Here is a 23,598-nt window from a genome sequence, read left to right on the forward strand (position 1 = left end):
GCGCTCGGGCGGCGGCTATTCCGCCGCCCGCTTCGCGTAGATGCCCATGGCGTTGTAGGGCGCATAGGGCGGGAAGGCGCCGATCGCGGTCATGTCCACTTCGACCAGGCTCGGCCCCGGGGTGGCGACCGCCTTGGCGACCGTATCGGCCAGGTCCTCCGCCCGGCTCACCTTGAAGCTGGGCAGGCCGGCGACGGCGGCCAGCTTCTGCAGGTCCGGCCCCTGCAGGTCGCCGAAGAACATCCGGCCGTCCTGCAGCGCGCCCTGGATGTGCTTGATGACGCCGTATCCGCGGTCGTTCATCACCATGATGACCAGCTCGGCGCGTTCCTGCACCGCGGTCCAGAGCTCGGTCTGATTCATCGCGAAGCCGCCGTCGCCGACCATGGCGATGGCCTTGCGGCCACCCCCCGCCAGCGCCGCGCCGATCCCCATCGGCAGGCCGGGCCCGATCGCGGCGCTGATCGGGTGCACCGCGTCGCGCGGGCCGAAGACCGGAAAGACCCGGTTGCCCCAGGACGAATTGCTGATGGTGATGTCGCGCACCCAGAGCGCATCCCGCGGCAGGGCACGGCGCAGCTCCGCCGGAAAATCCGCATAGGGGCCGAGCGTGTCGCGGTACTCCGCCAGCGCCCGCTGCTTCATCGCCGCGAAGTCGGCGGCGAGGTTCGGATCGACGGCGATCCGCCCCTGCAGCCGCTTCGCCAGCCCGGCCATGGCCAGCCCGGCATCGCCGCAGACGAAGGCGGTGTTGCCGTAGGTCCGGCCATTGGCGCGCGGGTCGACATCGACATGCACCCGTGGCTCCGGCAGGGGCAGCGAGAAGTCCCCCGTCTCATGCCCGCGCAGGCGGGAGCCGACGACCAGCATGGCGTCGCAGGTCTTGTAGAATTCCTGCACCCGGGGCGAGCCGTTGCCGTGCAGCCCGCCCAGGGTCATCGGCTGGTCCTCGGGGATGATGCCGCGGCCGTTCCAGGACGAGACGGCACCGAAGCCGAGCGCCAGCAACGCCATCGCCTCGGCCCCCGCCGCCTTGGCGCCGTTGCCGAGCCAGAGCATCGGCCGCTTCGCCCGCGCCAGGATCTCCGCTGCCTCGTCGAGCGCCGCCTCGCTCGGCGGCATGGGCGGCGGCACCGGCAGGACCAGCGTGTCGAGCTGGGCCGGGCGCGGGATGGGCGTGCGCTGGATGTCGATCGGCACCTCGACCGAGACCGGCCCCATCGGCGGCGTCAGCGCGAGGGCCGCAGCGCGGGTCAGCACGCCCAGCGCCTCCTGCGCCGAGCGGATGCGGAAGGCGGCCTTGCCGACGGCGGCCAGCATCGCGGTCTGGCCGGGCACGTCGTGCACCGTGCCCATGTCGCGGTCGATGAATTTGGTGGGCGTCTGGCCGGTGATGTGCAGCACCGGGGAGCCGGCGAACTGCGCCTCCACCAGCCCCGGCACGGTGTTCGCTGCGCCCGGCCCGGTCGAGGAGAACATCACCCCGAGATGGCCGGAGACCCGTGCATAGGCATCCGCCATATGCGCCCCGCCCATCTCGCCGCGCGCCATGCAGTAGCGGATGGCGTTGCGCCGGCCGATACCGTCCAGCATCGGGATGTTGTGCACCGAGACGATGCCGAAGCAGGTGGTGACGCCGATGCGCGAGAGGAATTCCGCTACCAGGTCGCCGACATTGTAGGCGCTGTCCGCCATTTCGTTTCCCCCGTGTTCAGTGGCGGACGTACCGAAGCCGCCCTGCCCCCGCCTTCGTCATGCAAGGGCCTGACCCGTGCATCCGCCGCCCGGCGCGTGCTGGAAGCGGATGGCCGGGTCAGGCCCGGCCATGCCGCGCCTGGGTGCTCCCCCCGCCTGCCTCAGATTCCGTTCTTCAGCACCCGCCGGGCGATCGCCATGCGGTGCACCTCGCTCGGCCCTTCGTAGATCCGCTGCACCCGCACCTGATTGGCCATCAGCTGCAGCGGCAGTTCCTTGGTCATGCCCATGGCGCCGAAGGTCTGCATGGCGTGGTCCAGCACCTCCTGCGCCATCTCGGTGGCGAAGACCTTCAGCATCGAGGCCTCGGTCCGCACGTCCTCCCCGGCGCCCATCTTGGCGGCGGCGTCGCGCACCATCAGGCGGCAGATATGGATCTTGGTCGCGGCCTCGGCGATCCACCACTGGATCGCCTGGCGGTCGGCCAGCTTGACGCCGAAGGTGACGCGGTTCTTAGCCTGCTCGCACATCATGGCCAGCGCCCGCCGCGCCATGCCGGTGCAGCGCGCGCCCATCTGCAGCCGGCGGACGTTCAGCCGCAGCTGCATCGGCGCATAGCCCTCGCCCAGCCTGCCCAGCACCTGGGCGTCGGGGACGCGGCAATCCTCGAAGACCAGCTCGTAGGTCCGCCTGCCGCCGATCATCGGGATCTCGCGCTCGATGATGAAGCCGGGGGTGCCGCGGTCGACGATGAAGGCGGTCACGCCCTCCTGCCGCTTGCCCTCTCCCGTCCTCGCCATGAGGATGATGAAATCGGCCCGCGGCACGCCGCTGACCCAGATCTTGCGGCCGTTGATGACCCAGCCGTCGCCATCCTTCACCGCGCGGGTGGTCATGCCCGCCGGGTCGCCGCCGGCGCCGGGCTCGGAGATGGCGATCGAGGAGCGCATCTCGCCGCGCGCATAGGGGTCGAGGTAGCGCTTCCGCTGGTCCTCGTTCGCCACCGCCTTCAGCATGTGCAGGTTCGGGCTGTCGGGCGGGAAGAGGAAGGGGGTGACGGTGCGGCCCATCTCCTCCTCGATCGCCATCAGCGCGGCCAAGGGCAGGTCGGCACCGCCGAATTCCTCGGGGACATCCAGGCCCCAGAGGCCGAGCTCCTTGCAGGTCTTCAGCAGCGGGGCCTCTTCCTCCGGCGTCAGGCCGTAGCGCTGGCCTTCGGATTCCCGCTTCAGCACCGCGGCCTCGAGCGGCATCAGGTCGCGCTCGACGAATTTGACGACGAGGTCGCGCACCATGCGGTGCTCCTCGGCCAGTGCCGGAATGCCGCCGAAATCGAACCCGTCCATCTGTCGTATCCTCCGCCGTATTGTCCCAAGCTTAGACCCGGCCGGAGCGGTTGGGGAGGGCAGGGGCGGGCCCCGCCGCCCAGCGGGATCAGGCGGTCCGCGGGGGATCGAGCAGGACCCAGAGCCGGGCGATCCGGCCATCGACCACCTCCGCCGCGTCGATGCCGGTGACGGTGACCGGCCCGCCCTCCGGCCCGGCCTGCCAGCGCAGGCATCCCACGCCATGATGGCCCACCGCCACCCCCTCGGGCCGGAAGCGCAAATCCGGGCCGAACTGCTCCAGCAGCGCGCTGACAACGGCCGAGATGGCCGCCCGGCCGCTGACGATATTCGTCGGCTCGTACATCACCGGCTCCTCGACGAAGAGCTCGTCGAGTGCCGCCGCCCGCTTCGCCGCGTCGCGCTCACTGAACACGCGCTCCAGATTGGCCCGGAGCAGGCGATCATAGTTGGGCTCCTGCGGCTGCGGGGCGCGCGCCTCGGGGTCGGTCATCCGCGTCCTTTCTGCGGTCTTCGGGGTGCGGCGGGCCTGCCTCAGGCCGGCTGCGCCTGCCGATGGACGAAATTCGTCTGGTTCAGCTTGCGGCGGTGGTCCTCGTAGAGCAGCGGCGCGTAGCGCGCCGGGTTTTCCGCCGTGACGCAACTCGGCACCGGCCGGATCACCGCGTCGTTGTCGGGACCGAAGAAGAAGGGGATGGCATAGCGCATCTCGTTCGCGGCATTCACCACCCGGTGCGGCGTCGGCGCGAAGCGGTCGTTGGAATAGCGGCCGAGCATCTCCGCCGTATTCACCACGAAGGTGCCGGGGATGGCCGGCGGGCGCAGCCACTCGCCCTCCCGCGTCCGCACTTCCAGCCCGGGCAGGGCCGATTGCGCCAGGAAGGTGATCAGGTTGGTGTCGATATGCGGGGCGAAGCCGAAGCGGCCCTCCTCGGGCTCCGGCTGCGGCTGGTAGCGGATCAGCCGCAGGGTGCAGGCGGGGTCGCGGAAGTCGCCGGCCAGAGTGTCCCGCGGCATGCCGAGCGCCATGGACACCACCGGCAGCAGGCGCAGCGCCAGCGCCTCCATCGCGGTGAAATAGGCCAGCGTCGCCTCGCGGAAGCCGGGCAGGTCGGGTGGCCAGCGGTTCGGCGCGACGAAGGGCTTGCCAGCGACGATGTCGGGATGGTCGGGGCCACGGTCGCGGATGATGTAGAAGCTCTCGTTCAGGTTGGGCTTCTTGACCTCGGCGACCTTGCTGGTGCGGATCACCTGCGCCCCGGTCGGCAGGAAGCCGATGTTCAGCGCACCGACCTTCAGCGCCAGCTTGACCTCGTCGGGCAGCGCGAAGAAGCGCGCCGCCGCCTCGAAGCAGCCGGCGGGCAGGGCCGGGTCGATGCCATGGCCCGACAGCACCAGGAAGCCGGTATCCTCGCAGGTGCGGGCGACGCGCTCGGCCAGCGCCTCCGCCGCGCCGGGCTGCCCGGCCAAAGTGGGGGCGATGTCGAGGACCGGGATGCGACCTTCGGCGAGGCTCATGGCTGTCTCCGCGCTGCTCGGCCGGCATCCCAGCACGGGCCGGGCCGTCCGGCTACTCCGCGGCGATCCGTGCCGGGTCCAGCACGACCTGCTTCAGGTCATAGGCCAGCAGTTCGCCATACAGCCGCGGCATGTCCGCCTCGAACAGCCCGCGCGTCACCCCGGCGGCAAGGCGCGGGGCGGCGATGCTCATCGCGTTGATCGAGCTGCCGGCCGGGCCGAAGGACAGGCTGGTGCCGATGCCGAACAGATGGATGTCGCGGATCCAGGGCGTCTCGCCGGCGCGCTTCTCGGCGAAGGAGCTGTCGGGGTTGAGGTAGGGGAAGCAGCCGATGCGCTCGTTCGCCTCCTCGGGCGGCGGCGCGTAGCGGTCGTGCCACTGGGCGATGTTGCCGGCGCAATGCGCCAGTTCCGGCACCGTGCCGGGGTCCATCCGCACGCCGGTGCCGCAGATCAGGAAGTCGGCCGTGAATGCGCCGCGCGGCGTCGCCAGCACGGCGCGGCCGTCCTCGGCGCGGGCATCGGTCCAGGACCGGTCCAGATGCAGGGTGAAGTTCGGGAAGCGGCTGGCGCGGTCATGGGTATCCTGCGCGAAGCCTTCCCGCATCCCGAGGATCCTCGCCATGAAGCGCCAGCGCCATGCATCCGGCATCTCATGCATGTGCTTCAGGAACCCGGCGAAGGTCAGCCAACGATAGGGCTGCACGTCCATCGGCTGCGCCCGGCGGCAGAACAGGTGCACCTCGGCCGCGCCGGCCTCCAGCGCCACGGCGGCATTGTCGAAGGCCGAGGCGCCGGCGCCGAGCACCGCCACCACCTTGCCCCGCAGCGCGGCGAAGTCGATCTCCTCGGCCGCATGGGCGCGCAGGGCACCAGGCAGGGCCGCAACGAATTCCGGCATCCACCAATGGCCGATCCCGACCTGTCCGGTCGCCATCACCACCTTCCGCGCCAGCAGCGGGCCGGCGCTGGTCTGCACCGCCAGGCAGGGCAGGTCGTCATCGGTGCGGGCGGGGGAGATGGCGCCGGCGGCGACGCCGTTGCGCACGGGGATGCCGGTGACCCGGCGGAACCAGCCGAGATAGTCCTGCCAGAGCTCCTTCGGGATCCAGGGCATCGCCGCGAAATGCGCGGCGCCCCACTGCGCCTCGTGCCAGGCCTGGTAGGTGAGGGCGGGCAGCTTGAGGTCCGGGCCGATCTGGTCCTTCGGCGAGCGCAGGTTGCGCATCCGGGCATAGGTCAGCCAGGGGCCTTCCCGGCCTTCGGGCGCGCGGTCCACCACCAGGATGTCGTCCACCCGGTCGCGCCGCAGCGCATGCGCCACGGCCAGGCCGCATTGCCCGGCGCCGATCACCAGGCAATCCAGCACCGGCGCGCCGCCGCTGGTCTTCGGCACCAGCCAGGGGGCGCGGGGATGTGCGGTCAGCGCCAAGTCGCGGGCGACATCGGCTTCCAGTTCGGCGAGGGTCTGCGGCGCGGGCATCGGGCACTCCTGCTGCGGTGCAAGATAAGCCCGCAGCGGCGCGCCGCAACGTTCCCGGCACGCCCGGCGGCGCGACGATCAGCCGCCGATCAGGTCGGCCAATGCCTGCGGCTCGCTCAGCATCGGGTAGTGGCCGGTATCGAGCTCATGCCAGGAGGCACCGAGCGCCTGCTGCAACCGGCGCTGATGCGCGACCGGCGGGTTCTGGCTGCGGCGGCACCAGAGCACGCTGGCCGTCCAGGGCATCGACCAGAAGCGCGGCAATACCACCGGCGCGACCATGGGCAGGATCGGGTGCTGGCAGATGCGCTCCAGCGTCCAGGCGCGGGTCTCGGCGTCCAACTCGGCAAACAGCCGGCCCTCGGCATCCGCCCGGCTCGGCCCGCTGGTGAGCGCGGTATTCACCGCGGTCGGGCGGGCGACGATATCGGGCAGCTTCTCGCCATCCTGCAGCGCCAGTGCGTCGGCGAAGACCAGCCGGCCGATCCGCCCGGGCGCCAGCTCCGCCAGCCTGCACAGCACCATGCCGCCCGTCGAGGTGCCGGCGACGACGGTGTCGCGCCAGTCCTCATGGAACAGCAGGGACGCCAGTTCCTCCGCCTGGCTTTCGGTGGTGATGCCGGGGCGGACCGCCTGCGCGCGCTCGGCGCAACCATCGAGGCTCGGGGCCATGACCAAGTGGCCGGCTTCGCGCAGCCGGGTGGCGACCCGGGTCCAGATCCAGCCGCCCTGATAGGCGCCGTGGATCAGCAGTATCCTGGCCATGTGACGGTTCCTCCCTCTTTCCGGGCATGATGCGCCGCCGGGAAGTTGGTTGACAGGCCCGCCCCCCGGCCCATGCTGCCGGCAAAGCGAGGGAGACGTATCATGTCGTCATCTGGGGCCGATCTGGACCTGGTCATCCGCGGCGGCACCGTGGTCGATGGCAGCGGCGGCAAGCCCTTCGAGGCCGACGTGGCGATCGCCGGCGGCCGCATCGTCGAGGTCGGCAAGGTGGCCGGACGCGGCGCGGAGGAGATCGATGCCAAGGGCAAGATCGTCACCCCGGGCTTCGTCGACATCCATACCCATTACGACGCCCAGGCGACCTGGAGCAGCCGGATCGACAGCTCCTGCTACAACGGCGTCACCACCGCGCTGATCGGCAATTGCGGCGTCGGCTTCGCCCCCTGCCTGCCGTCCCGGCGCGACGCGCTGGTCAAGCTGATGGAAGGCGTCGAGGACCTGCCCGAGGTGGTGCTGGCCGAGGGCCTGCCCTGGACCTGGGAGACCTTCGCCGAGTTCATGGATACGCTCGGCGCGCGCCACTACGACATGGACATCGCCGCCCAGGTCACCCATGCCCCGCTGCGGGTGCATGTGATGGGCGAGCGGGCCGAGGCGCACGCCGTGGCGACGCCGGCCGATATCGCCGAGATGGCGCGGCTGGCGGCCGAGGGCATCCGCGCCGGCGCGCTGGGCTTCTCCACCTCGCGGGCCATCGCGCACAAGACGCTGGACGGGCGGCATATCCCGACGCTCGGCACGCCCGAGGACGAGCTGGAGGCGATCGGCCGCGCGGTCGGCGCCGCCGGGGCGTCCTGGCTGCAGGTGATCTCCGACTTCGACGACCCGGAGGACGAGTTCGCCCGGTTGCAGCGCATCTGCATCGCCTCCGGCCGGCCGATGACCTTCTCCCTGCTGCAGCGGGAGAGCCGGCCCTGGCTCTGGCGCTTCCTGCTGGAGAAGATCGAGGCCGCCAACCGTGCCGGCGCCCATATGACGGGCCAGGTCATGGCGAGGCCGGTCGGGCTGATGTTCGGCTTCGAGCTGTCACAGCATCCCTTCGTGGCACGGCCGTCCTGGCAGTCCATCGCCCATCTGCCCTTCGAGCAGCGGATGCAGGCGCTGCGCGACCCGGGACTGAAGGCGCGGCTGCTGGCGGAGGAGATCACCGACCCGGCGCTGCATGCGCGGCTGAACACCTGGGACATGATCTTCAAGCTGGGCGACCCGCCGGATTACGAGCCGGCGCCGGAGACCAGTCTCGGCGCCGTCGCGGCACAACGCGGCATGGCGCCGGCCGAGCTCGCCTGGGAGTGGATGATGGAGCGGGGCGGCCGCGCCATCCTCAACCGCCCGATCATCAACTATGCCGACCGCGACCTGGAAGCGGTGCGCAGCATGGTCGAGCATCCGCAGACGCTGATGGGCCTCGGCGATGGCGGCGCGCATGTCGGCATCATCTGCGACGCGTCCTCGACCACCCATATGCTGTCCTACTGGACGCGCGACCGCACGCGTGGGCCGAAGCTGCCATTGGAATTCGCGGTCAAACGCCTGACGCGGGACAATGCCATGGCGCTTGGCCTGGCGGACCGCGGCCTGGTGGCGGCGGGGAAGAAGGCCGACCTCAACGTCATCGACTACGACCGGCTGCAGGTGAAGGTGCCGGTGATGCGCTACGACCTGCCGGCCGGCGGCAAGCGGCTGGTGCAGCTCGCCGAGGGCTATGCCGCGACCGTGGTGAACGGCGCGGTGACCTACCGCGACGGCGAGGCCACTGGCGCGCTGCCTGGCCGCCTCGTGCGCGGCGCCAAGGTCTAGCCTTGCCGGCGGGGCGCCCTAGCCGGCGCCCCGCATCGCCGCCCAGACCCGCTCCGGCGTCAGCGGCATCTCGAGATGCGTCACGCCATGCGGCCGCAGCGCATCGACCACCGCGCCGACCAGCGCCGGCAGCGCGCCGACCGTGCCGGCCTCCCCGGCGCCCTTGACGCCGAGCGCGTTGGTCCTCGTCGGCACCGGATTGCTCTTCACCACGATGTCGGAGAAGTCGCTGGCGCGCGGCATCGGGTAGTCCTGGAAGCTGGCGGTCAGCAACTGGCCCTCGGCGTAGCGGATGGCCTCGCCGAAGACCTGGCCGAAGCCCTGCGCCACGCCGCCATGGATCTGCCCTTTGACGAGCAGCGGATTGATCACCGTCCCGACGTCGTCGACCACCGTGTAGGCCAACAGCCGCGTCTCGCCGGTCTCCGGATCCACCTCGACCTCGGCAACGTGGCAGCCATTGGGGAAGGTTGCGTCGCCCGGCCGCGTCACCAGCGCCGCACCCAGGCCAAGCTCCGCGCCATCCGGCAGCGCGCCGGGGACGTAGCTGGCCTTCGCCACCGCCTCGATGCCGAGGCCACGGTCGGTGCCGGCGACGCGGAAGGTGCCATCGGCGAACTCCATGTCCGCCTCGGCGGCTTCCAGGAGATGTGCCGCGATCCGCTTGCCGCGGGCGATCACCTTCTCCGCCGCGCCGACCAGCGCGCCGCCCGCCGCCATCATGGACCGCGAGCCGATGGTGCCGCGGCCATGCGCCACCACGTCGGTGTCGCCGAACTGGATTCGCACGCGGTCCGGCAGCAGGCCGAGCCGCGTGGCGATGATCTGGCGGAACACCGTCTCGTGCCCCTGGCCGTGATTGTGGCTGCCGAGCAGGATGGTGGCGGTGCCGCCGGAATCGAAGCGGATCTCGGCGCCTTCCTCCAGCGGCTTGCGGTGCGGCCCGCCGGCGCTTTCGATCGCATTGGCGATGCCGATGCCGCGCAGCATGCCGCGTGCGGCGGATTGCGCGCGCCGCGCCGGGAAGCCGTCCCAGTCCGCGGCGGCAAGCGCCAGTTCCTGGTTGCGCGGGAAGTCGCCGCTGTCATAGGCGTAGTCGAGCCCGGTCTGGAACGGCATCTGCTCCGGCCGGATCATGTTGCGGCGGCGAATCTCGGCGCGGTCGAGGCCCAGCCTTTCGGCGGCGAGGTCGACCAGCCGCTCCATCGCATGGATCGCCTCCGGCCGCCCGGCGCCGCGATAGGGCGCGGTCGGCTGGGTATGGGTGAAGTAGCCCGTCACCTCGGTGCAGATATGCGGGGTGCGGTAGACGCCGGCCAGGCCGCCGACATTGTTGGTCGACGACACCGGTCCTTGCCAAGCGAGATAGGCGCCCATGTTCGCCAACGTCGTCACGCGCATGGCGAGGAAGTCGCCATCGGCTGAAAGCGCGAGTTCGGCTTGCGAGACATTGTCCCGCGCGTGGCTGTCGCTCAGGAAGCTTTCGGTCCGCGTCGCGGTCCAGCGCACCGGCCGGCCGAGCCGCCGCGCCGCCAGCAGGCAGAGCACATGCTCGGGGAAGGGGCTCTCCTTCATGCCGAAGCCGCCGCCGACATCCGGCGAGACGATGCGCAGCCGGTTGGACGGGATGCCGAGCGCGAATTCGGCGATCTCGTTCCGCATCACATGCGGCAGTTGGGTGCCGGTGTACAGCGTGTAGCGGTCCTCGATCGGGTCGTGCATCGCCAGCGCGTTGCGCGGCTCCATCGGGTTGGCCGAGACGCGGCTGATCCGGTAGTCGAGCGCGACGGTGTGCGCCGCGCGGGCGAAGGCCGCGTCCACCGCGGCGAAGTCACCCAGGCGGAAGTGGAAGCATTCGTTGCCGGGCGTGAGGTCGGGCCAGACCGCAGGCGCCCCGGGTCGCCCCGCCTCGGCCAGGTCGGTGACGGAGGGCAGCGGTTCATAGGCAACCTCGATCCGCTCGGCCGCATCCTGCGCCGCAGCCGGCGTCCTCGCCACCACCGCGGCCACTGCATCGCCGACATGCCGCACCGCGGCGGCCGGCAGCACGCGCCAGGGCGGCTGCACCAGCGGCGCGCCGTCCCGCCGGTGCCGCGGCGTGACGCAGCGCAGCCGCGCCGGGATGTCGAGATCGGCCTCGGTCAGCACCAGCAGCACGCCGGGCATGGCGCGCGCCGCTGCGGTGTCGATGCCGGTGATGCGGGCTGCAGCGTGCGGCGAGCGCAGCACATGCAGGTAGGCCGCGTTGTGTGCGGCGATGTCGTCGACGAAGCGGCCGGCACCGCGCAGGAAGCGCAGATCCTCCACCCGCCTGACCGGCGCGCCGATGCCGATACCCTCCATGTCGCGTCCCCCTCACATCTTGTCGGGAATGCTAGCCGATGTTCGCCGGAACGCCGAAGCCCCCTTGCCCTGCGGCGGCACAGGGGTTTCCCTGGCCGTGATGTCGAGCAGCACAGAAACCTCGGAGGCCGGGCGCCGTGCCCAGACCAAGGCGCGGAACCGCGCGGCCATCCTCGCCGCCGCGCGCCGCGTCTTCGCCGAGCAGGGCTATGAGGCGGCGAGCGTGCGGGACATCATCCGCCGCACCGACCTCGCCTCCGGCACCTTCTACAACTACTTCCGTTCGAAGGAGGTGATCGCGCGGGCGCTTGCGGCCGATGCGGCGGAACGGCTGCGCCCCTTGCTGCGGGCGGAACGCGATAGGGCGCCGGACCTGGAGGCCTGGCTGGGCGGCGCTTTGCGCGCCTATTTCCATTTCCTGGTCGAGGATTATGGCGGCACCGTCGCCGGCCTGCCGCATGTCCGTATCGACGCGACGCCGGCGCAGCGCGCGGTCTTCGAGGAGATCCGCCAGACCCTCACCGGCATCCTCGGCGACCGCCTGGCGCCCGAAGCGGACACCGCCTACCTGACGGCCGGCGCCATCGGCATCGCCCGCTATGTCGGGGAGCAGATGCTGCGCCGGTCGCCTCCGGACCCGGACGGCGCCGCGCGCTTCGCGGCGCGGCTCATCTTGTACGGGCTGCCGGCGGCGGCCAGCGGCATGGACCGGATCGCCGAAGGGCGGGAGCGCCCGGAGGCGTAAATCCGGTCCATCCTTGCGGCTGCCCGATCAGGCCGGGATGCGCACCGGCAGGTCGGTGATGCCGTGTACGAATGAAGAAAAGACGCGCTTCGGCTCGTCCACCACCTCGATCGTCTCGAAGCGCTTCAGGATCTCCTCCCACAGGATCTTCAGCTGCAACTCCGCCAGGCGGTTGCCGACGCAGCGGTGGATGCCGAAGCCGAAGGAGAGGTGCTGGCGCGGGCGCTTGCGGTCGATGATGAAGCGCTCCGGCTCCTCGATCGCGTCCGGGTCGCGGTTGCCCGAGATGTACCACATGACCACCTTGTCGCCGGCCTTGATGTGCTGGCCGCCGAGCTCGATGTCCTGCACGCAGGTGCGGCGCATATGCGCCAGCGGCGTCTGGTAGCGGATGATCTCCGGCACCATCGTCTCGATCAGCCCGGGATTGGCGCGCAGCTTGGCATATTCGCCAGGGTTCTGGTTGAGGAACAGCAGGCCGCCGCTGATCGAATTGCGCGTGGTGTCGTTGCCGCCGACGATCAGCAGGATCAGGTTGCCGAGGTATTCCCGCGGCGTCATGTTCCGCGTCGCCTCGCCATGCGCGAGCATCGAGATGAGGTCGGGCCGGGGCGGTGCATTGACGCGCTGGTTCCAGAGATCGACGAAATAGGCGAGGCATTCGGCGAAGACCATCTCACGCTTCGCCTCGGAATCGATGTAGCCGCCGGCTTCCGGCGAGGCCGTCGCGCAATCCGACCAGAAGCTCAGCTTGCGGCGGTCCTCGTAGGGGAAGTCGAACAGCGTCGCCAGCATGGTCACGGTCAGCTCGATCGAGACGCGGTCGACCCAGTTGAAGGTCTCGCCGCGCGGCAGGCCATCCAGGATCGTGCAGACCCGCTCGCGGATGATGCCCTCCAGCTTCGCCAGGTTGGCGGGGGCCACGATCGGCTGCACCACCTTGCGCTGGTCGTCGTGCCGCGGCGGGTCCATGGCGATGAACATCGGCAGCTGCAGTTCCTTCGGCCGGTCGCGGATGGAGATGCCGCCGAAGCTGCTGTCGGAACTGAACGCCTTGTGGTTCACCTCGACCGCCATGATGTCCTTGTACTTCGTCACCGACCAGTACGGGCCGAACATGGGGCTGGTGGTGCTGTAGTGCACCGGCGCGTCGCGCCGCAGCCGCGCGAAGACGGGCCACATCGTGTCATCCTGGAACCGTGCCGGATTGCCGGGATCGAGCTGGTCGAGCGGCATGGTCCAGGCCTCGGCCTGGGGGTCGTGGCTGACGGGGGCGTTCATCCTGGCGTCTCCCTCAGTGCTGGGCTTCCGGCAGCCGGACGATCATGCCGTCCAGCGCCGCGCTCATCATGATCTGGCACGACAGCCGGGAATTCGGCTGCGCCGTCGCGGCGAAGCTCAGCATGCTGGCCTCCTGCTCGCCCGGCTCGCCCGTCTTCTCCAGCCAGGGTTCCTCGACGAAGACATGGCATGTGGCGCAGGCGCACTCGCCGCCGCAATCGGCATCGATCCCCGGCACGCCGTTGTCGACCGCGCCGCGCATGACGGACAGGCCTTCCTCCAGTTCGACCCGGTGTTCGGTGCCGTCGTGCTCGATGAATGTGATCTGCGGCATGGGCGTCTTTCCCCGTGTTTCGTTGATTCAGATGGTGATGCCGCGCAGCGGTTGCGTCGTGTCGCGCAGCGTGGCGGGTGGTACGCGGGCCTGCTTCGCCACCAGCAGGCGACCGGCCATGAAGTCGGCCGGGGCGTTCACCGCCTCCACCGCCAGCACGCGATGCTCCGCATCCAGGTGGAACACGGCGAAGCCGGGCGCATCGGGCGTGCCACGCACCACCACCTCGTGCGCGGCGAAGGCAAGGCCTGCCATCTGCAGCCGCAGGTCGAACTGGTCGGACCAGAACCATGGCACTTCGGGCGACGGCGGCGGCCGGCCGCAGATGTCGGCGGCGGCCTGCTTGGCCTGTTCGATCGCGTTCGGTACGCTTTCGAGCCGGCCGCTGCGGCCATAGAGCGGCAGGGGCCGGTGCGTGCAATCGCCGATGGCGTAGATGGCCGGGTCGCTGCTGCGCGCCGCCAGGTCCACCACGATGCCGCCGGCGCAATCCAGCCCGGCGGCTTCGGCCAGTTCGCTGTTCGGCACCGCGCCGATGCCGACCAGCACCGCGTCGCAGGGGATGCGCCGGCCATCCGCCAGCAGCACGGCGCGTGCCGCGCCGGCCTCGCCCTCGATCGCCGCGACCTGCGCATCGGTCAGGATCTCGACGCCATGGGCCCAGTGCTGCGCCGCGAGGAAGGCCGAGAGCGTGTGGCCGGCGACGCGCGCCAGCACGCGGGCCTCGCGCTCGATCACCACCGCCTCGGCACCGAGCGCACGGGCGGAGGCCGCGACCTCCAACCCGATATAGCCGCCGCCGATCACCGCCAGCCGCCTGCCGGGCCCGAGCGCCGCCTGCAGCGCATCCGCATCGGCAATGCCGCGCAGCGCCTTGACGCCGGCAAGTTCGGCCCCCGGCAGCGGCAACGCGCGTGGTCGCGCGCCGAGCGCCAGGATCAGCCTGTCGTAGCCCAGCACCGCACCGTCCGAGAGGGTCACCTGCCGCGCGGTCCGATCCAGCGCGCCGACCCGTGTCCCGAGCCGCAATTCGATGGTCTGTTGGGCGTAGAAACGGGCCGGGCGCAGTGCCAGGCTCTCGGCCGTTGCCTCGCCCTTCAACCAGGCCTTGGACAAGGGTGGGCGTTGGTAAGGAGCATTCGGCTCCTCGCCCACCAGGACGATCGCGCCCTTCCAGCCGTATTGGCGCAGGAACGCCGCCGCCGAGCCGCCGGCATGCCCGGCCCCGGCGATGACGATGCGCGGCGGATCCTGACTCACGCGGCGGGTGCCTCTGTCTGGTGGGCCGGGATGACACACCGAAGGTGACGCCGGCGTCAATAATCCGCCCCGCTGCCGCTTGGGTCCCCGGTCTGGCCGGCTTTCAGCGCTGGCCTTCACGTTCGATTGCAAGGGCGAACGCGCTGGCACTTTGTGGGTTATTGGCCGCTTGAACGCGATACTGACCTTACGGTAAGACAAACGATGCGGAAGCGGCGTGTACTGATCGTCGAGGACGATCCCCTGGTGGCGCTCGACCTCGAGGCGATCGTGGTGGGAGCGGCGGATGCGGATGTCGCGGTGGCGAGTTCCGTGACCGAGGCGCGACGCGCATTGGGCGATGCCGCCTTCGATGCCGCCTTCCTGGATATCGACGTGCTCGACGGCAAGACCTATGACCTAGCCTTGCAGTTGCTGGAGCGCGGGCTGCCCTTCGTCTTCGTCTCCGGCGCGCGACGGGACGAGGTGCCACCCATGCTGCGCCAGGTGCCGTTCCTGCCGAAGCCCTATGATCCGCAGGACATCGAGCGGAATTTCCTGGCCAGGCTGGCGCATCGGGGGTGATGGTTCTGCCAGAGTCCGGCGCGGGGAATGAGTTTGGCCCAGAAAAATCCGGCCCAGCGACCGGAAGGAAAGACGCCATCATGATGCCGGCCGGGTTGGAGTCAGGCCAGGTGTCCGCGGACCCGGGTTGCGGCATGTCGTCAGCTTGGGACGAAAAGGCGCGGCTGGCGGCGCTGGACAGCTACGCCATCCTCGATACGCCGCCGGAACGCGCCTTCGATGACGTCGTCCGCCTGGCGGCGCAGATCTGCGGCACGCCCATCGCCGTCGTCAACCTGGTCGGCGACACGCGGCAGTTCTTCAAGGCGGAGGTCGGGTTGGGCGTGCGGGAAACCCCGCTTGATATCTCGATCTGCACGCATGCGCTGCTGCAACGCGCATTGTTCGTCGTGCCTGATACGACCCGGGACGCCCGCTTCGCCGAAAATCCGTTGGTCACCGGCGCGCCGCATCTCCGCTTCTATGCCGGCGCTCTACTGGAAACCGAAGCCGGCTTGCCGCTCGGCACACTCTGCGTGCTCGACGATCAACCGCGGCCAGAGGGTCTGACCCAGCAGCAGGAATTCGCGCTGCAGGTCCTGGCGCGGCAGGTGATGTCGCAGCTTGAGTTGCGCCGTGCCCTGAAGGCGCGCGAAGCGGACGCCGCGGCCGTCGCCGAGTCCGAACGGCAGTTCCGCATCCTTGCGGACAGCATGCCGCAGATGGTCTGGGCGGCCCAGCCGGACGGCTTCCACGACTATTACAACCAGCGTTGGTACGACTTCACCGGCATGCCCGCCGGATCGACCGATGGTGTCGCCTGGAACGGCATGTTCCACCCGGACGACCAGGTCCGCGCCTGGGCACGCTGGAGGTACTCGTTGGAGACCGGCGACCCCTATGAGGTCGAGTACCGACTGCGCCGCGCCGACGGCACCTATCGCTGGACACTGGGCCGGGCACTGCCGGTGCGCGACCAGGAGGGCCGGATCATCCGCTGGTTCGGCACCTGCACCGATATCGAGGAGCAGAAGCTGGTGGAAGACCAGCTTCGTGTCAGCGAGGAGCGGCTGCGGCTCGCGCTGAGTGCGGCGGAGATGGTCGGCACCTGGGTGTGGGACGTGGAAGCCAACCGTATCACCGCCGACTCCGGCTATGCGCGGCTGTTCTCGGTGCCACCGGCAGCCGTGGCGGCTGGCCTGCCGATCGAGGCGCTGCTGCCGGCGATCCACCCGGAAGACCTGGCGGCGACCGAGGCGGCGATCAAACGCGCCTTGGCGGGCGCGCAGGATGGTGCCTTCGAGGCGGAGTATCGCGTCGTGCTGCCGGACGGCGCCATCCGCTGGGTCGCGGCGCGGGGACGGTGCGAACGGGACCGGGCGGGCAAGGCGACGCGCTTCCCCGGCGTGGTGGTGGACGTCACCGAGCGCCGACAGGCGGAGGAGGCGAAGGAACTGCTGGCGCGGGAACTCTCGCACCGGATCAAGAACATCTTCACCGTGGTCGGCGGCATGGTGTCGCTCTCGGCGATGAATGCCTCGGCAGAGACCCGCAACTTCGCCGGCGCGCTGCGGCGGCGGCTGAATGCGCTGGCGGCGGCGCATGAATATGTCCGGCCGCATAGCCCGGAATCCCGGCCGGTGGACCTGGAGACGACGCTGCATGGTCTGCTGGGCAAGCTGCTGGCGCCCTATGCGGAACTGGGCGGGGAGCGCGTGCGGCTGCGGGGCGACGATGCGCCGATCGGGGTGAAGGCGGCGACCTCGCTGGCGCTGATCCTGCACGAGCTGGCGACCAACGCGGCGAAATACGGCGCGCTGAACGGACCGGACGGCTGCGTGACCATCACCGGGAAACGACATGACGACCGGCTGGCCCTGACCTGGCAGGAACGCGGCGGCCCGGCGGTGGAGGGGCCGCCGCAGCGGCGTGGCTTCGGCACGGTGCTGGCGGAACGCGGCGCCATCACCCAGCTTGGTGGCAGCATCGCGCATGACTGGGCCGAGGCGGGGCTGACCCTGCAGCTGGACGTGCCGCTCGAACGGCTGGCGCATTGATCAGCTGTCGAGCAGCGCCCTGACGGCCGCCTTGATGAAGGCCGCATCCGGCGCGTTCGGCTGCGGGTTGCCGGCGCGATGGCCCCAGATGCTGGGGATCGGCAGCAGGCTGCCGCGCTTCAGGTGCGGTAGTTCGGCGGCATTGTCGGCGACCCGGAAATAGAGGTCGGTCTCGCCCGGCATCAGCAGCACCCGCGCCTCGATCGCTGACAGCGCGCGGGGCAGGTCGCCGCCGTAATCCGGGTGGTCGCTGATGTCCCCGGCATCCCAGATGCGCAGCTGCGCCAGCAGGTCGGCGGCGGGGCGGCGGGCGAAGCGCTGTTCCCAGTCCCGCACCAGGAAGGTCTCCAGGTCCGGCGCCTTCAGGGCGGTGAGGTGCAGGCCCTCGCGGTAGAAGTCCTGGCTCAGCGCCCAGGCGGCATAGCTGCGGCCGAAGGCTCGCAAGGCGCGGGCCGGCTGGGCCGAGAACAGCGCAACCCCATCGTATTCGGGGGCGGCTTCCAGGATGGCCATCTGGGTGCGCAGGAAGACCTGGTTGTGCACGGCGGTGCGGGCGCTGCCGCAGAGCACCACGGCGCGCGCGACCTCGGTCGGATGCGCCGCGGCCCAGTGATAGGCCTGCTGCGCGCCCATCGACCAGCCATAGACGCAGTGCAGGTGCTCGATGCCGAAGACCTCCCGCAACAGCCGGCGCTGCGCCGCGACGCTGTCCCAGGATGTCACCAGCGCCGGCCAGGGTGCGCAATTGGACGGCGAGGAGGAGAGCCCGTTGGTGAACATGTTGGGGATGACGATGAACCAGCGCGTCGGGTCGAGGATGCCGTCCGGCCCGATCAGCCATTCCAGGTCCGGATGCTGCGCCCCGTAGCTGGTCGGGTACAGCACCACATTGTCGCGCGCCGCATTCAGCGTGCCATGCGTCTTCCAGACGAGATTCGCAGCGGGCAGCACGCCGCCCTTGTGCAGCGGCAGGTCGCCGAGATGGAAGGTGCCTTCGGCGGTGGGCCAGGTCATGCCCGCAGGCCTTTCACGAATTCGGCATGCCAACGGGCATAGCCCGGCTGCAGGTGGCCCAGCCTGTCGCGCAGCATGGCATGCGCATCGGCCAGCCGGTGGAAGGGGATGAAGGGGTAGAGGTGGTGCTCGGCGTGATAGGGCATGTTCCACATCAACAGCCGCAAGGCGGGCGAGGTCAGCACGGTGCGGGTATTGGTCAGCCCGTTGCGGTCGGTGGTGCAGCCGGTGTGCTCGGCCAGCAGGTACATCCGCATCAGCGGTTGCGCGATCAGCTGCGGCACTACCCAGAACAGGAAGGGCGTCGCCCAGCCGAAGACCAGCGCCGAGAGCAGTGCGCCGCCCAGCAGCATGGCGACCTCGGCGCGGATGCTGCGGATGACGCGTGGCGCCTGGGCCTCGCCGATATAGGAATAGGCGGAGAGGTCACCGCGCAGCCCGTCCCACAGGATGATCAGCCGGAAGCGCCAATACGGCACCCCCAGCACGCGGAGCAGGTAGCCGTCCAGCGTCGTCGGCGGCGGCGTCGCCAGTTCCGGGTCGCGTTCCGGGTCCTGGGTGAAGCGGTGATGCGCGGTGTGGTAGAGCTGGTAGAAATGCCAATTGTACAGCGCCGGCGCGCCGGACAGCCAGCCGACCACGGCATTGACCCGGCGGTCGGCGAAGGCGGTGTAGTGCGAGGTCTCGTGGAACGGCGCAAACAGCGCCGCCTGCACGATGCCCAGCAGCAGCATGGCCGGCAGCACCCACCAGCCCGGGGCCAGCGCCACCAGCGTCCCGGCCGCCAGCAGCAGCGCGCCGTGCAGCGCAAGCTGGCGATACCCCAGGGCGTCGGAACGCCCGGCGAAGCCCTTCATCTCGGCGGCGGAGGGTGCCTGCATGGTCAGACCTCCAAGTCGCGGTTGACGTCCTTGTAAAGCAGGTAGGCGGCGCCTTCCCAGCCCGTGCAGTAGAATTGCTGCGGCACGAAGCTGCCCATCCAGACGAAATCGCCGGTCCACAGCTCGTGCCAGTCCCGGTCCAGCAGCTGCAGGCCCTGGCCTTCCAGCATGACCAGACCGTGCTCGAAGACGTGGGTCTCGACGCAGTGGAAATGCGTGCCGGGCGCGAAGCCCATCACGTTCATCTCGAAATCCATCGCCATGTCGGCGGTGCCGAGCAGGTATTGCCGCCAGCGGCCGCTGTCGTCGACCGTGCTACGCGGCGTGGTGTCGCGGCTGCCGAAGCGGACGCCGGGACCGGCCTGGTCGGGGGCGGCGACATAGCGGCGCTTGATCCAGATCGCGCGGGCCGCGGCCGCCCCGGTGTTGACGAAGGACAGGGCGGTGCCGGCCGGGACATAGGCGAAGCCGCCGGGCGCCAGGCTGGCCGTCTCCCGACCGGCGGCGAAGTCGAGGCTGCCGGACTGGACATAGAAGAAGTGCTCGTAGCCGTCGTCGCGCGGTGCGCGGGTGCCACCGCCGGGGAAGACCTCCAGCGTCCCTTGCGCGAAGCGCGCGCCCATCAGCGGGGTCGCCTGGTAGTAGACCTGGGCGTCGCGCAGGCCCGGCAGCAGGCTGGGGAACATGCCGTCCGGCGGCAGGATGGCATAGTTGCGGGCAAACAGGCTGCGGTTGTGGCCGATGACGCCGGGCGGGACGAAGGCGGGCATGGGGAAGCGGGCTCCGGACAGGGGGCGCCGCGAAGCCAAGCAGGAACCGGGCCGCGCCGCGCGCCCCATGCATTCCACGGATGCGGCGGCGGCGCAAAGACCCCTTAAGCCTTGTGGCCGCCCATCATCGACCGCGCCGGCTCCCGCCCCAGCGCGGCGCGGATCGCCGCCGCATCGGTCGCCCCGGCCTCCAGCGCCTTGCGCAGATGCGCGGCATAGGCATCCGACACGACGGCGGGCAGCAGCGGCTCGTTCGGATCGACGATGGCCTGGATGATCGCTGGGCCGGGCGTGGCCAAGGCCGCGTCCAGCACCGGCCCGGCCTGGTCGGCCCGTTCGATCGTATAGCCGCGCGCGCCCATCGCCTCGGCCGCCTTGGCGAAGTCGATGCCCGGCACCGTCACGCCGAAATCCGGGTTGCCGAGGAACAGCAGCTGTTCCCACTTGATCTGGCCCAGCGTGCCGTTGCGCAGCACCAGCAGCTTCAGGGGGAGGCCCATGGCGACGGCGGTGGAGAACTCGCCGAGCTGCATGGCCAGGCCGCCATCGCCGATCACGCCGAAGATCGGCCGTCCGGGGAAGGCGCAGCCGGCGGCGACCGCATAGGGAATGGCGCAGGCCATCGAGGCCAGCAGGCCGGAGACGCCGAAATCATGGCCGGCCTGCATCCGCACATGCCGCGCGACCAGCCCGGTATGGTGGCCGCTATCGGTCACCACCACCGCATCCGGTGGCAGCCTCTGGCCCAGCGCCGCGACCGGGACGGAGGGGTTCATCGGCTGAAGCTCGCTCGTTTCCGCAGCGCGGATGGTGTCGTACCAGCGGCGCGTCTCGGCCTGCGCCATCGCCAGGAAGCTGCGCTCCGGCTTCGTCCGCAACTGCGCGTTCAGCAGTTCCAGCGAAGCGCGGGCATCGCCGACCAGCCCGGCCTCGACCGGCTGGCGCAGGCCGATCCGCTGCGGGTCGCGGTCGATCTGCACGATTCGCGCCTGGCCGTGCGGCGGGTAGTATTCGACATAGGGGAAGGTGGAGCCGACGATCAGCAGCGCGTCGCACTGCGCCATGGCGGCATGGGTGCCGAAGGTGCCGTAATAGCCGATGCCGCCCGTCGTGTAGGGATGGTCGTCCGGCAGCACCGCCTTGCCGAGCAGCGCCTTGGCCACCGGCGCGCCCAGCAATTGCGCGGCCTGCTCCAGCGCCGCCCTTGCCTCCAGCGCGCCGCGGCCGGCCAGGATGGCGACGCGCTCGGCCCCGTTCAGGATCTCCGCCGCCCGGCGCACCGCATCCGGGTCCGGCAGCCGCAGCCCGTCCTGCCAGCGCTGCGAGGTCTGCTGCGCCTTGCCGCGGGGGGAGGGCTCGTCGGCATCCGCCGCCTCCTCCTGCAGGTCGGTCGCCAGCGTCAGATGGGCGACGCCGCGATGCGCGAGGGCGCTGCGGCAGGCGAGGCTGGTCACCGTCTCCGCCTGCTGCGCCCCCATGACGCGGGCGGTGTAGACCGCGACATCGGCGAAGACCCGGTCGAGCGGCACGTCCTGCTGGGTGAAGGTGTCGGCCAGGTCGTGGTAGGGCAGGCCGGTCAGGGCAACGACCGGTGCCAGGTCCATCTTGGCGTCGTACAGCCCGTTCAGCAGGTGCAGCCCGCCGGGGCCGGTGGTGGCGAAGCAGCAGCCGAGCTTCCCCGTCCACTTGGCATAGGCGGCGGCCATGAAGGCGGCGCTTCCCTCGTGCCGCACGGGGACGAAGCGGATGCGCTCCTGCCGGGTGCGCAGCGCCTCCACCACGCCGTTGATGCCGTCCCCGGCCAGGCCGAAGATCACGTCCACCCCCCAGGCGTGCAGCGTGTCGATGACGATCTCGCTCGCGTTGGGCATCCGGCAGCCTTTCCTGGGTGTTCCTCGGCGAACGCGGGCGAGCCGCGGCGGATGCGGCCGGGCCGCGGAACGTCCCGGGTTGTCGGCGGGGCCGGCGCGGCCCTAGGCTGCCGCACCGGCCACCAGAGCCGGCCGAGGATCGCAGTTCCGGCCCGCATTCCTGCCGAGAGGGCCCCGCATGCACCCCTTCACGCTGCCTGAGCACATTCAGGCCCGCGTCGCCGCGCGCTGCGGCACGCCGCACCCCTTCGCGCGGCTCGATCCGCGGCGCACCGCCCTGGTGGTGGTCGACCTGCAGAACGGCTTCATGCGGGAGGACGTGGCGCATGCCTGGTGCCCGATGGCCGAGCATGTGGTCCCCGCGGTGAACCGGCTGGCCGGCGCCCTGCGCCAGGCCGGCGGCGGTGTCTTCTGGATCCAGAACACCTTCGACGCCCGCTGCGAGACCGAATGGTCCGTCATGCAGGACATGGTGACCCCGGCCGCCCGCGCCCGCCGCGCCGCGGCGATGGGCGAGGGCACGATCGGCAACCAGCTCTGGCCGGCGCTCGACGTGCAGCCGGCCGACGAGGTCGTCCGCAAGTACCGCTACAGCGCCTTCATCCAGGGCGGCTCCGACCTGCCGGCGCGGCTCCGGGCGCGCGGCTTCGACACGGTGCTGATCACCGGCACCGTCACCAGCGTCTGCTGCGAGAGCAGCGCGCGGGATGCGATGATGCTCAATTTCCGCACGGTGATGGTCCCGGATGGCTGCGCGGCGCTGACGGACGAGGAACATGCGGCCTCGCTCATCGCCTTCTATGTGCAGTTCGGCGACGTGCTGACGGTCGATGAATGCATCGCCGGCCTCGCCGGGGAAGAAAGGGCAGTGGCGTGAGGAAGGTTGCGTTCATCGGCACCGGCGGCACCATCGCCTCGATCGGCAAGGGTCCGCTGGATTACGTCAACTACGGCGCCAACGGCGTCATGCTGCAGGCGGGGGGCATCCTCGACCGCTTCCCCGAGGTGCAGCAGGTCGCCGAGGTCTTCGCGGTGCCCTACCGCAACGTGCCCTCGCCGCAGATCGGCTGGAAGGAATGGCAGGAACTGGTCCTGCTCTGCGACAAGGTGGTGGCCGAGACACCGGGCCTTGCCGGCATCGTCGTCGGCCACGGCACCGCCTCGCTGGAGGAGACGGCCTATTTCCTCTCGTTGACGCTGAAGGTCCCGGTGCCGGTGGTGGTGGTCGGCTCGCAGCGCCCGGCCTCGTCGCTGTCGACCGATGCCGGGCTGAACCTGGTGAATGCGGTGCGGGTCGCGGCCGATCCCGGGGCGCGCGGCCTCGGCGCCCTGGTGCTGCTGAACGACGAGATCCAGGCGGCGCGGGAGGTGACCAAGACCTCGACCGGCCGGATGCAGACCTTCCGCAGCCCGGATTTCGGCGCGCTGGGCCAGGCGGATGGCGACAGCATCGTCTGGTACCGCAAGCCGCTGCGCCGGCTTGCGCCGGAGACGGAATTCGACATCCGCAGGCTCGCCGCGCTGCCGCGGGTCGATATCGCCTACAGCCACTCGGATGCCGACGGCACCGCGGTGCGGGCCTTCACCGCGGCCGGTGCCAAGGGGATCGTCGTCGCCGGCTTCGCGCCCGGCTTCGTCACCCCGGGCGATGCGGCGGCGCTGCAGGAAGCGCGGGCCGAGGGCGTGATCGTGCTGCAATCCACCCGCGCCGGCAGCGGCCGCGTCTTCCCGACCACCAAGCTGGCCGAGGCCGGCTTCATCCCGGCCGACAACCTGAACCCGCAGAAGGCCCGGATCCTGCTCGCGCTGGCGCTCACGGTGACGACCGACCCGGCGGAGATCGCGCGGATCTTCGCCGCGTACTGAAGCGG

20 protein-coding genes are annotated in these 23,598 nt (G+C 70.6%); 6 read left to right on the forward strand and 14 right to left on the reverse strand.

What is annotated here, in order from left to right:
- Positions 1-15 precede the first annotated feature (15 nt).
- The 6 genes from ACFQS7_RS00585 to ACFQS7_RS00610 form a co-directional block, all read right to left on the reverse strand.
- The gene (locus ACFQS7_RS00585) at positions 16-1,695 is read right to left on the reverse strand and encodes a thiamine pyrophosphate-binding protein (RefSeq protein WP_380065074.1); all 1,680 of its coding nucleotides are present in this window, start codon (positions 1,693-1,695) and stop codon (positions 16-18) included.
- 161 nt (positions 1,696-1,856) lie between these two features.
- On the reverse strand, positions 1,857-3,041 hold the full coding sequence (locus ACFQS7_RS00590; RefSeq protein ID WP_380065075.1) for an acyl-CoA dehydrogenase family protein: 1,185 nt from the start codon (positions 3,039-3,041) through the stop codon (positions 1,857-1,859).
- Between the two features lie 88 nt (positions 3,042-3,129).
- Positions 3,130-3,534 carry a nuclear transport factor 2 family protein gene (locus ACFQS7_RS00595; RefSeq protein ID WP_380065076.1) on the reverse strand — a complete coding sequence of 135 codons (405 nt, stop codon included), beginning with the start codon at positions 3,532-3,534 and terminating at the stop codon, positions 3,130-3,132.
- Between the two features lie 41 nt (positions 3,535-3,575).
- A complete protein-coding gene (locus tag ACFQS7_RS00600; protein WP_380065077.1) occupies positions 3,576-4,559 on the reverse strand; it encodes an isopenicillin N synthase family dioxygenase in 984 nt (327 codons plus the stop codon).
- 52 nt (positions 4,560-4,611) lie between these two features.
- The gene (locus ACFQS7_RS00605) at positions 4,612-6,042 is read right to left on the reverse strand and encodes an NAD(P)-binding domain-containing protein (RefSeq protein ID WP_380065078.1); all 1,431 of its coding nucleotides are present in this window, start codon (positions 6,040-6,042) and stop codon (positions 4,612-4,614) included.
- A gap of 78 nt (positions 6,043-6,120) precedes the next feature.
- The gene (locus tag ACFQS7_RS00610) at positions 6,121-6,807 is read right to left on the reverse strand and encodes an alpha/beta fold hydrolase (protein WP_380065079.1); all 687 of its coding nucleotides are present in this window, start codon (positions 6,805-6,807) and stop codon (positions 6,121-6,123) included.
- A 102-nt stretch (positions 6,808-6,909) separates the two neighbouring features.
- Here ACFQS7_RS00610 and ACFQS7_RS00615 point away from each other — a divergent pair, with 102 nt between their 5' ends.
- Complete coding sequence (locus ACFQS7_RS00615) at positions 6,910-8,628, forward strand: amidohydrolase family protein (protein WP_380065080.1); 1,719 nt, start codon at positions 6,910-6,912, stop codon at positions 8,626-8,628.
- Between the two features lie 18 nt (positions 8,629-8,646).
- Here the strand turns inward: ACFQS7_RS00615 and ACFQS7_RS00620 are convergent, their stop codons facing one another.
- Entirely contained in the window at positions 8,647-10,971 is a 2,325-nt protein-coding gene (locus tag ACFQS7_RS00620) for a xanthine dehydrogenase family protein molybdopterin-binding subunit (RefSeq protein WP_380065081.1), read from the reverse strand.
- A gap of 100 nt (positions 10,972-11,071) precedes the next feature.
- Here ACFQS7_RS00620 and ACFQS7_RS00625 point away from each other — a divergent pair, with 100 nt between their 5' ends.
- On the forward strand, positions 11,072-11,716 hold the full coding sequence (locus ACFQS7_RS00625; protein ID WP_380065082.1) for a TetR/AcrR family transcriptional regulator: 645 nt from the start codon (positions 11,072-11,074) through the stop codon (positions 11,714-11,716).
- 27 nt (positions 11,717-11,743) lie between these two features.
- Here the strand turns inward: ACFQS7_RS00625 and ACFQS7_RS00630 are convergent, their stop codons facing one another.
- From ACFQS7_RS00630 to ACFQS7_RS00640, 3 genes are read right to left on the reverse strand one after another with little or no spacing between them, the layout of a single operon-like run.
- Positions 11,744-12,997, reverse strand: coding sequence for a cytochrome P450 (locus ACFQS7_RS00630; protein WP_380065083.1), 1,254 nt, complete (start codon positions 12,995-12,997; stop codon positions 11,744-11,746).
- A 13-nt stretch (positions 12,998-13,010) separates the two neighbouring features.
- Positions 13,011-13,331: a 2Fe-2S iron-sulfur cluster-binding protein gene (locus tag ACFQS7_RS00635; RefSeq protein WP_380065084.1), complete on the reverse strand. Its 321-nt coding sequence runs from the start codon at positions 13,329-13,331 to the stop codon at positions 13,011-13,013.
- Between the two features lie 27 nt (positions 13,332-13,358).
- Complete coding sequence (locus ACFQS7_RS00640; RefSeq protein WP_380065085.1) at positions 13,359-14,591, reverse strand: NAD(P)/FAD-dependent oxidoreductase; 1,233 nt, start codon at positions 14,589-14,591, stop codon at positions 13,359-13,361.
- 204 nt (positions 14,592-14,795) lie between these two features.
- Here ACFQS7_RS00640 and ACFQS7_RS00645 point away from each other — a divergent pair, with 204 nt between their 5' ends.
- Both ACFQS7_RS00645 and ACFQS7_RS00650 read left to right on the forward strand, forming a co-directional pair.
- Entirely contained in the window at positions 14,796-15,155 is a 360-nt protein-coding gene (locus tag ACFQS7_RS00645) for a hypothetical protein (RefSeq protein WP_380065086.1), read from the forward strand.
- Positions 15,156-15,289: 134 nt separating this feature from the next.
- Positions 15,290-17,191, forward strand: coding sequence for a PAS domain-containing protein (locus ACFQS7_RS00650; RefSeq protein WP_380065087.1), 1,902 nt, complete (start codon positions 15,290-15,292; stop codon positions 17,189-17,191).
- On the opposite strand, the gene ACFQS7_RS00655 is transcribed toward ACFQS7_RS00650, so the two are convergent.
- The 4 genes from ACFQS7_RS00655 to ACFQS7_RS00670 form a co-directional block, all read right to left on the reverse strand.
- Entirely contained in the window at positions 17,192-18,205 is a 1,014-nt protein-coding gene (locus tag ACFQS7_RS00655; RefSeq protein WP_380065088.1) for an alpha/beta fold hydrolase, read from the reverse strand.
- Positions 18,202-19,086 (reverse strand): fatty acid desaturase, encoded by an 885-nt coding sequence (locus ACFQS7_RS00660; protein ID WP_380065089.1) that lies wholly within the window; start codon positions 19,084-19,086, stop codon positions 18,202-18,204. Before ACFQS7_RS00660 ends, ACFQS7_RS00655 begins: the two co-directional genes overlap by 4 nt.
- 2 nt (positions 19,087-19,088) lie before the next feature.
- Positions 19,089-19,856: a (S)-ureidoglycine aminohydrolase gene (allE, locus tag ACFQS7_RS00665; RefSeq protein ID WP_380065090.1), complete on the reverse strand. Its 768-nt coding sequence runs from the start codon at positions 19,854-19,856 to the stop codon at positions 19,089-19,091.
- Positions 19,857-19,960: 104 nt separating this feature from the next.
- Entirely contained in the window at positions 19,961-21,727 is a 1,767-nt protein-coding gene (locus tag ACFQS7_RS00670; protein ID WP_380065091.1) for a thiamine pyrophosphate-dependent enzyme, read from the reverse strand.
- A gap of 178 nt (positions 21,728-21,905) precedes the next feature.
- Here ACFQS7_RS00670 and ACFQS7_RS00675 point away from each other — a divergent pair, with 178 nt between their 5' ends.
- Positions 21,906-22,604, forward strand: coding sequence for an isochorismatase family protein (locus ACFQS7_RS00675; protein WP_380065092.1), 699 nt, complete (start codon positions 21,906-21,908; stop codon positions 22,602-22,604).
- Complete coding sequence (locus tag ACFQS7_RS00680) at positions 22,601-23,593, forward strand: asparaginase (RefSeq protein ID WP_380065093.1); 993 nt, start codon at positions 22,601-22,603, stop codon at positions 23,591-23,593. The genes ACFQS7_RS00675 and ACFQS7_RS00680 overlap by 4 nt, the downstream gene beginning before the upstream one ends.
- Positions 23,594-23,598 lie beyond the last annotated feature (5 nt).

The sequence above is a fragment of the Dankookia sp. GCM10030260 genome (assembly GCF_042666655.1).
Lineage (GTDB): Bacteria > Pseudomonadota > Alphaproteobacteria > Acetobacterales > Acetobacteraceae > Paracraurococcus.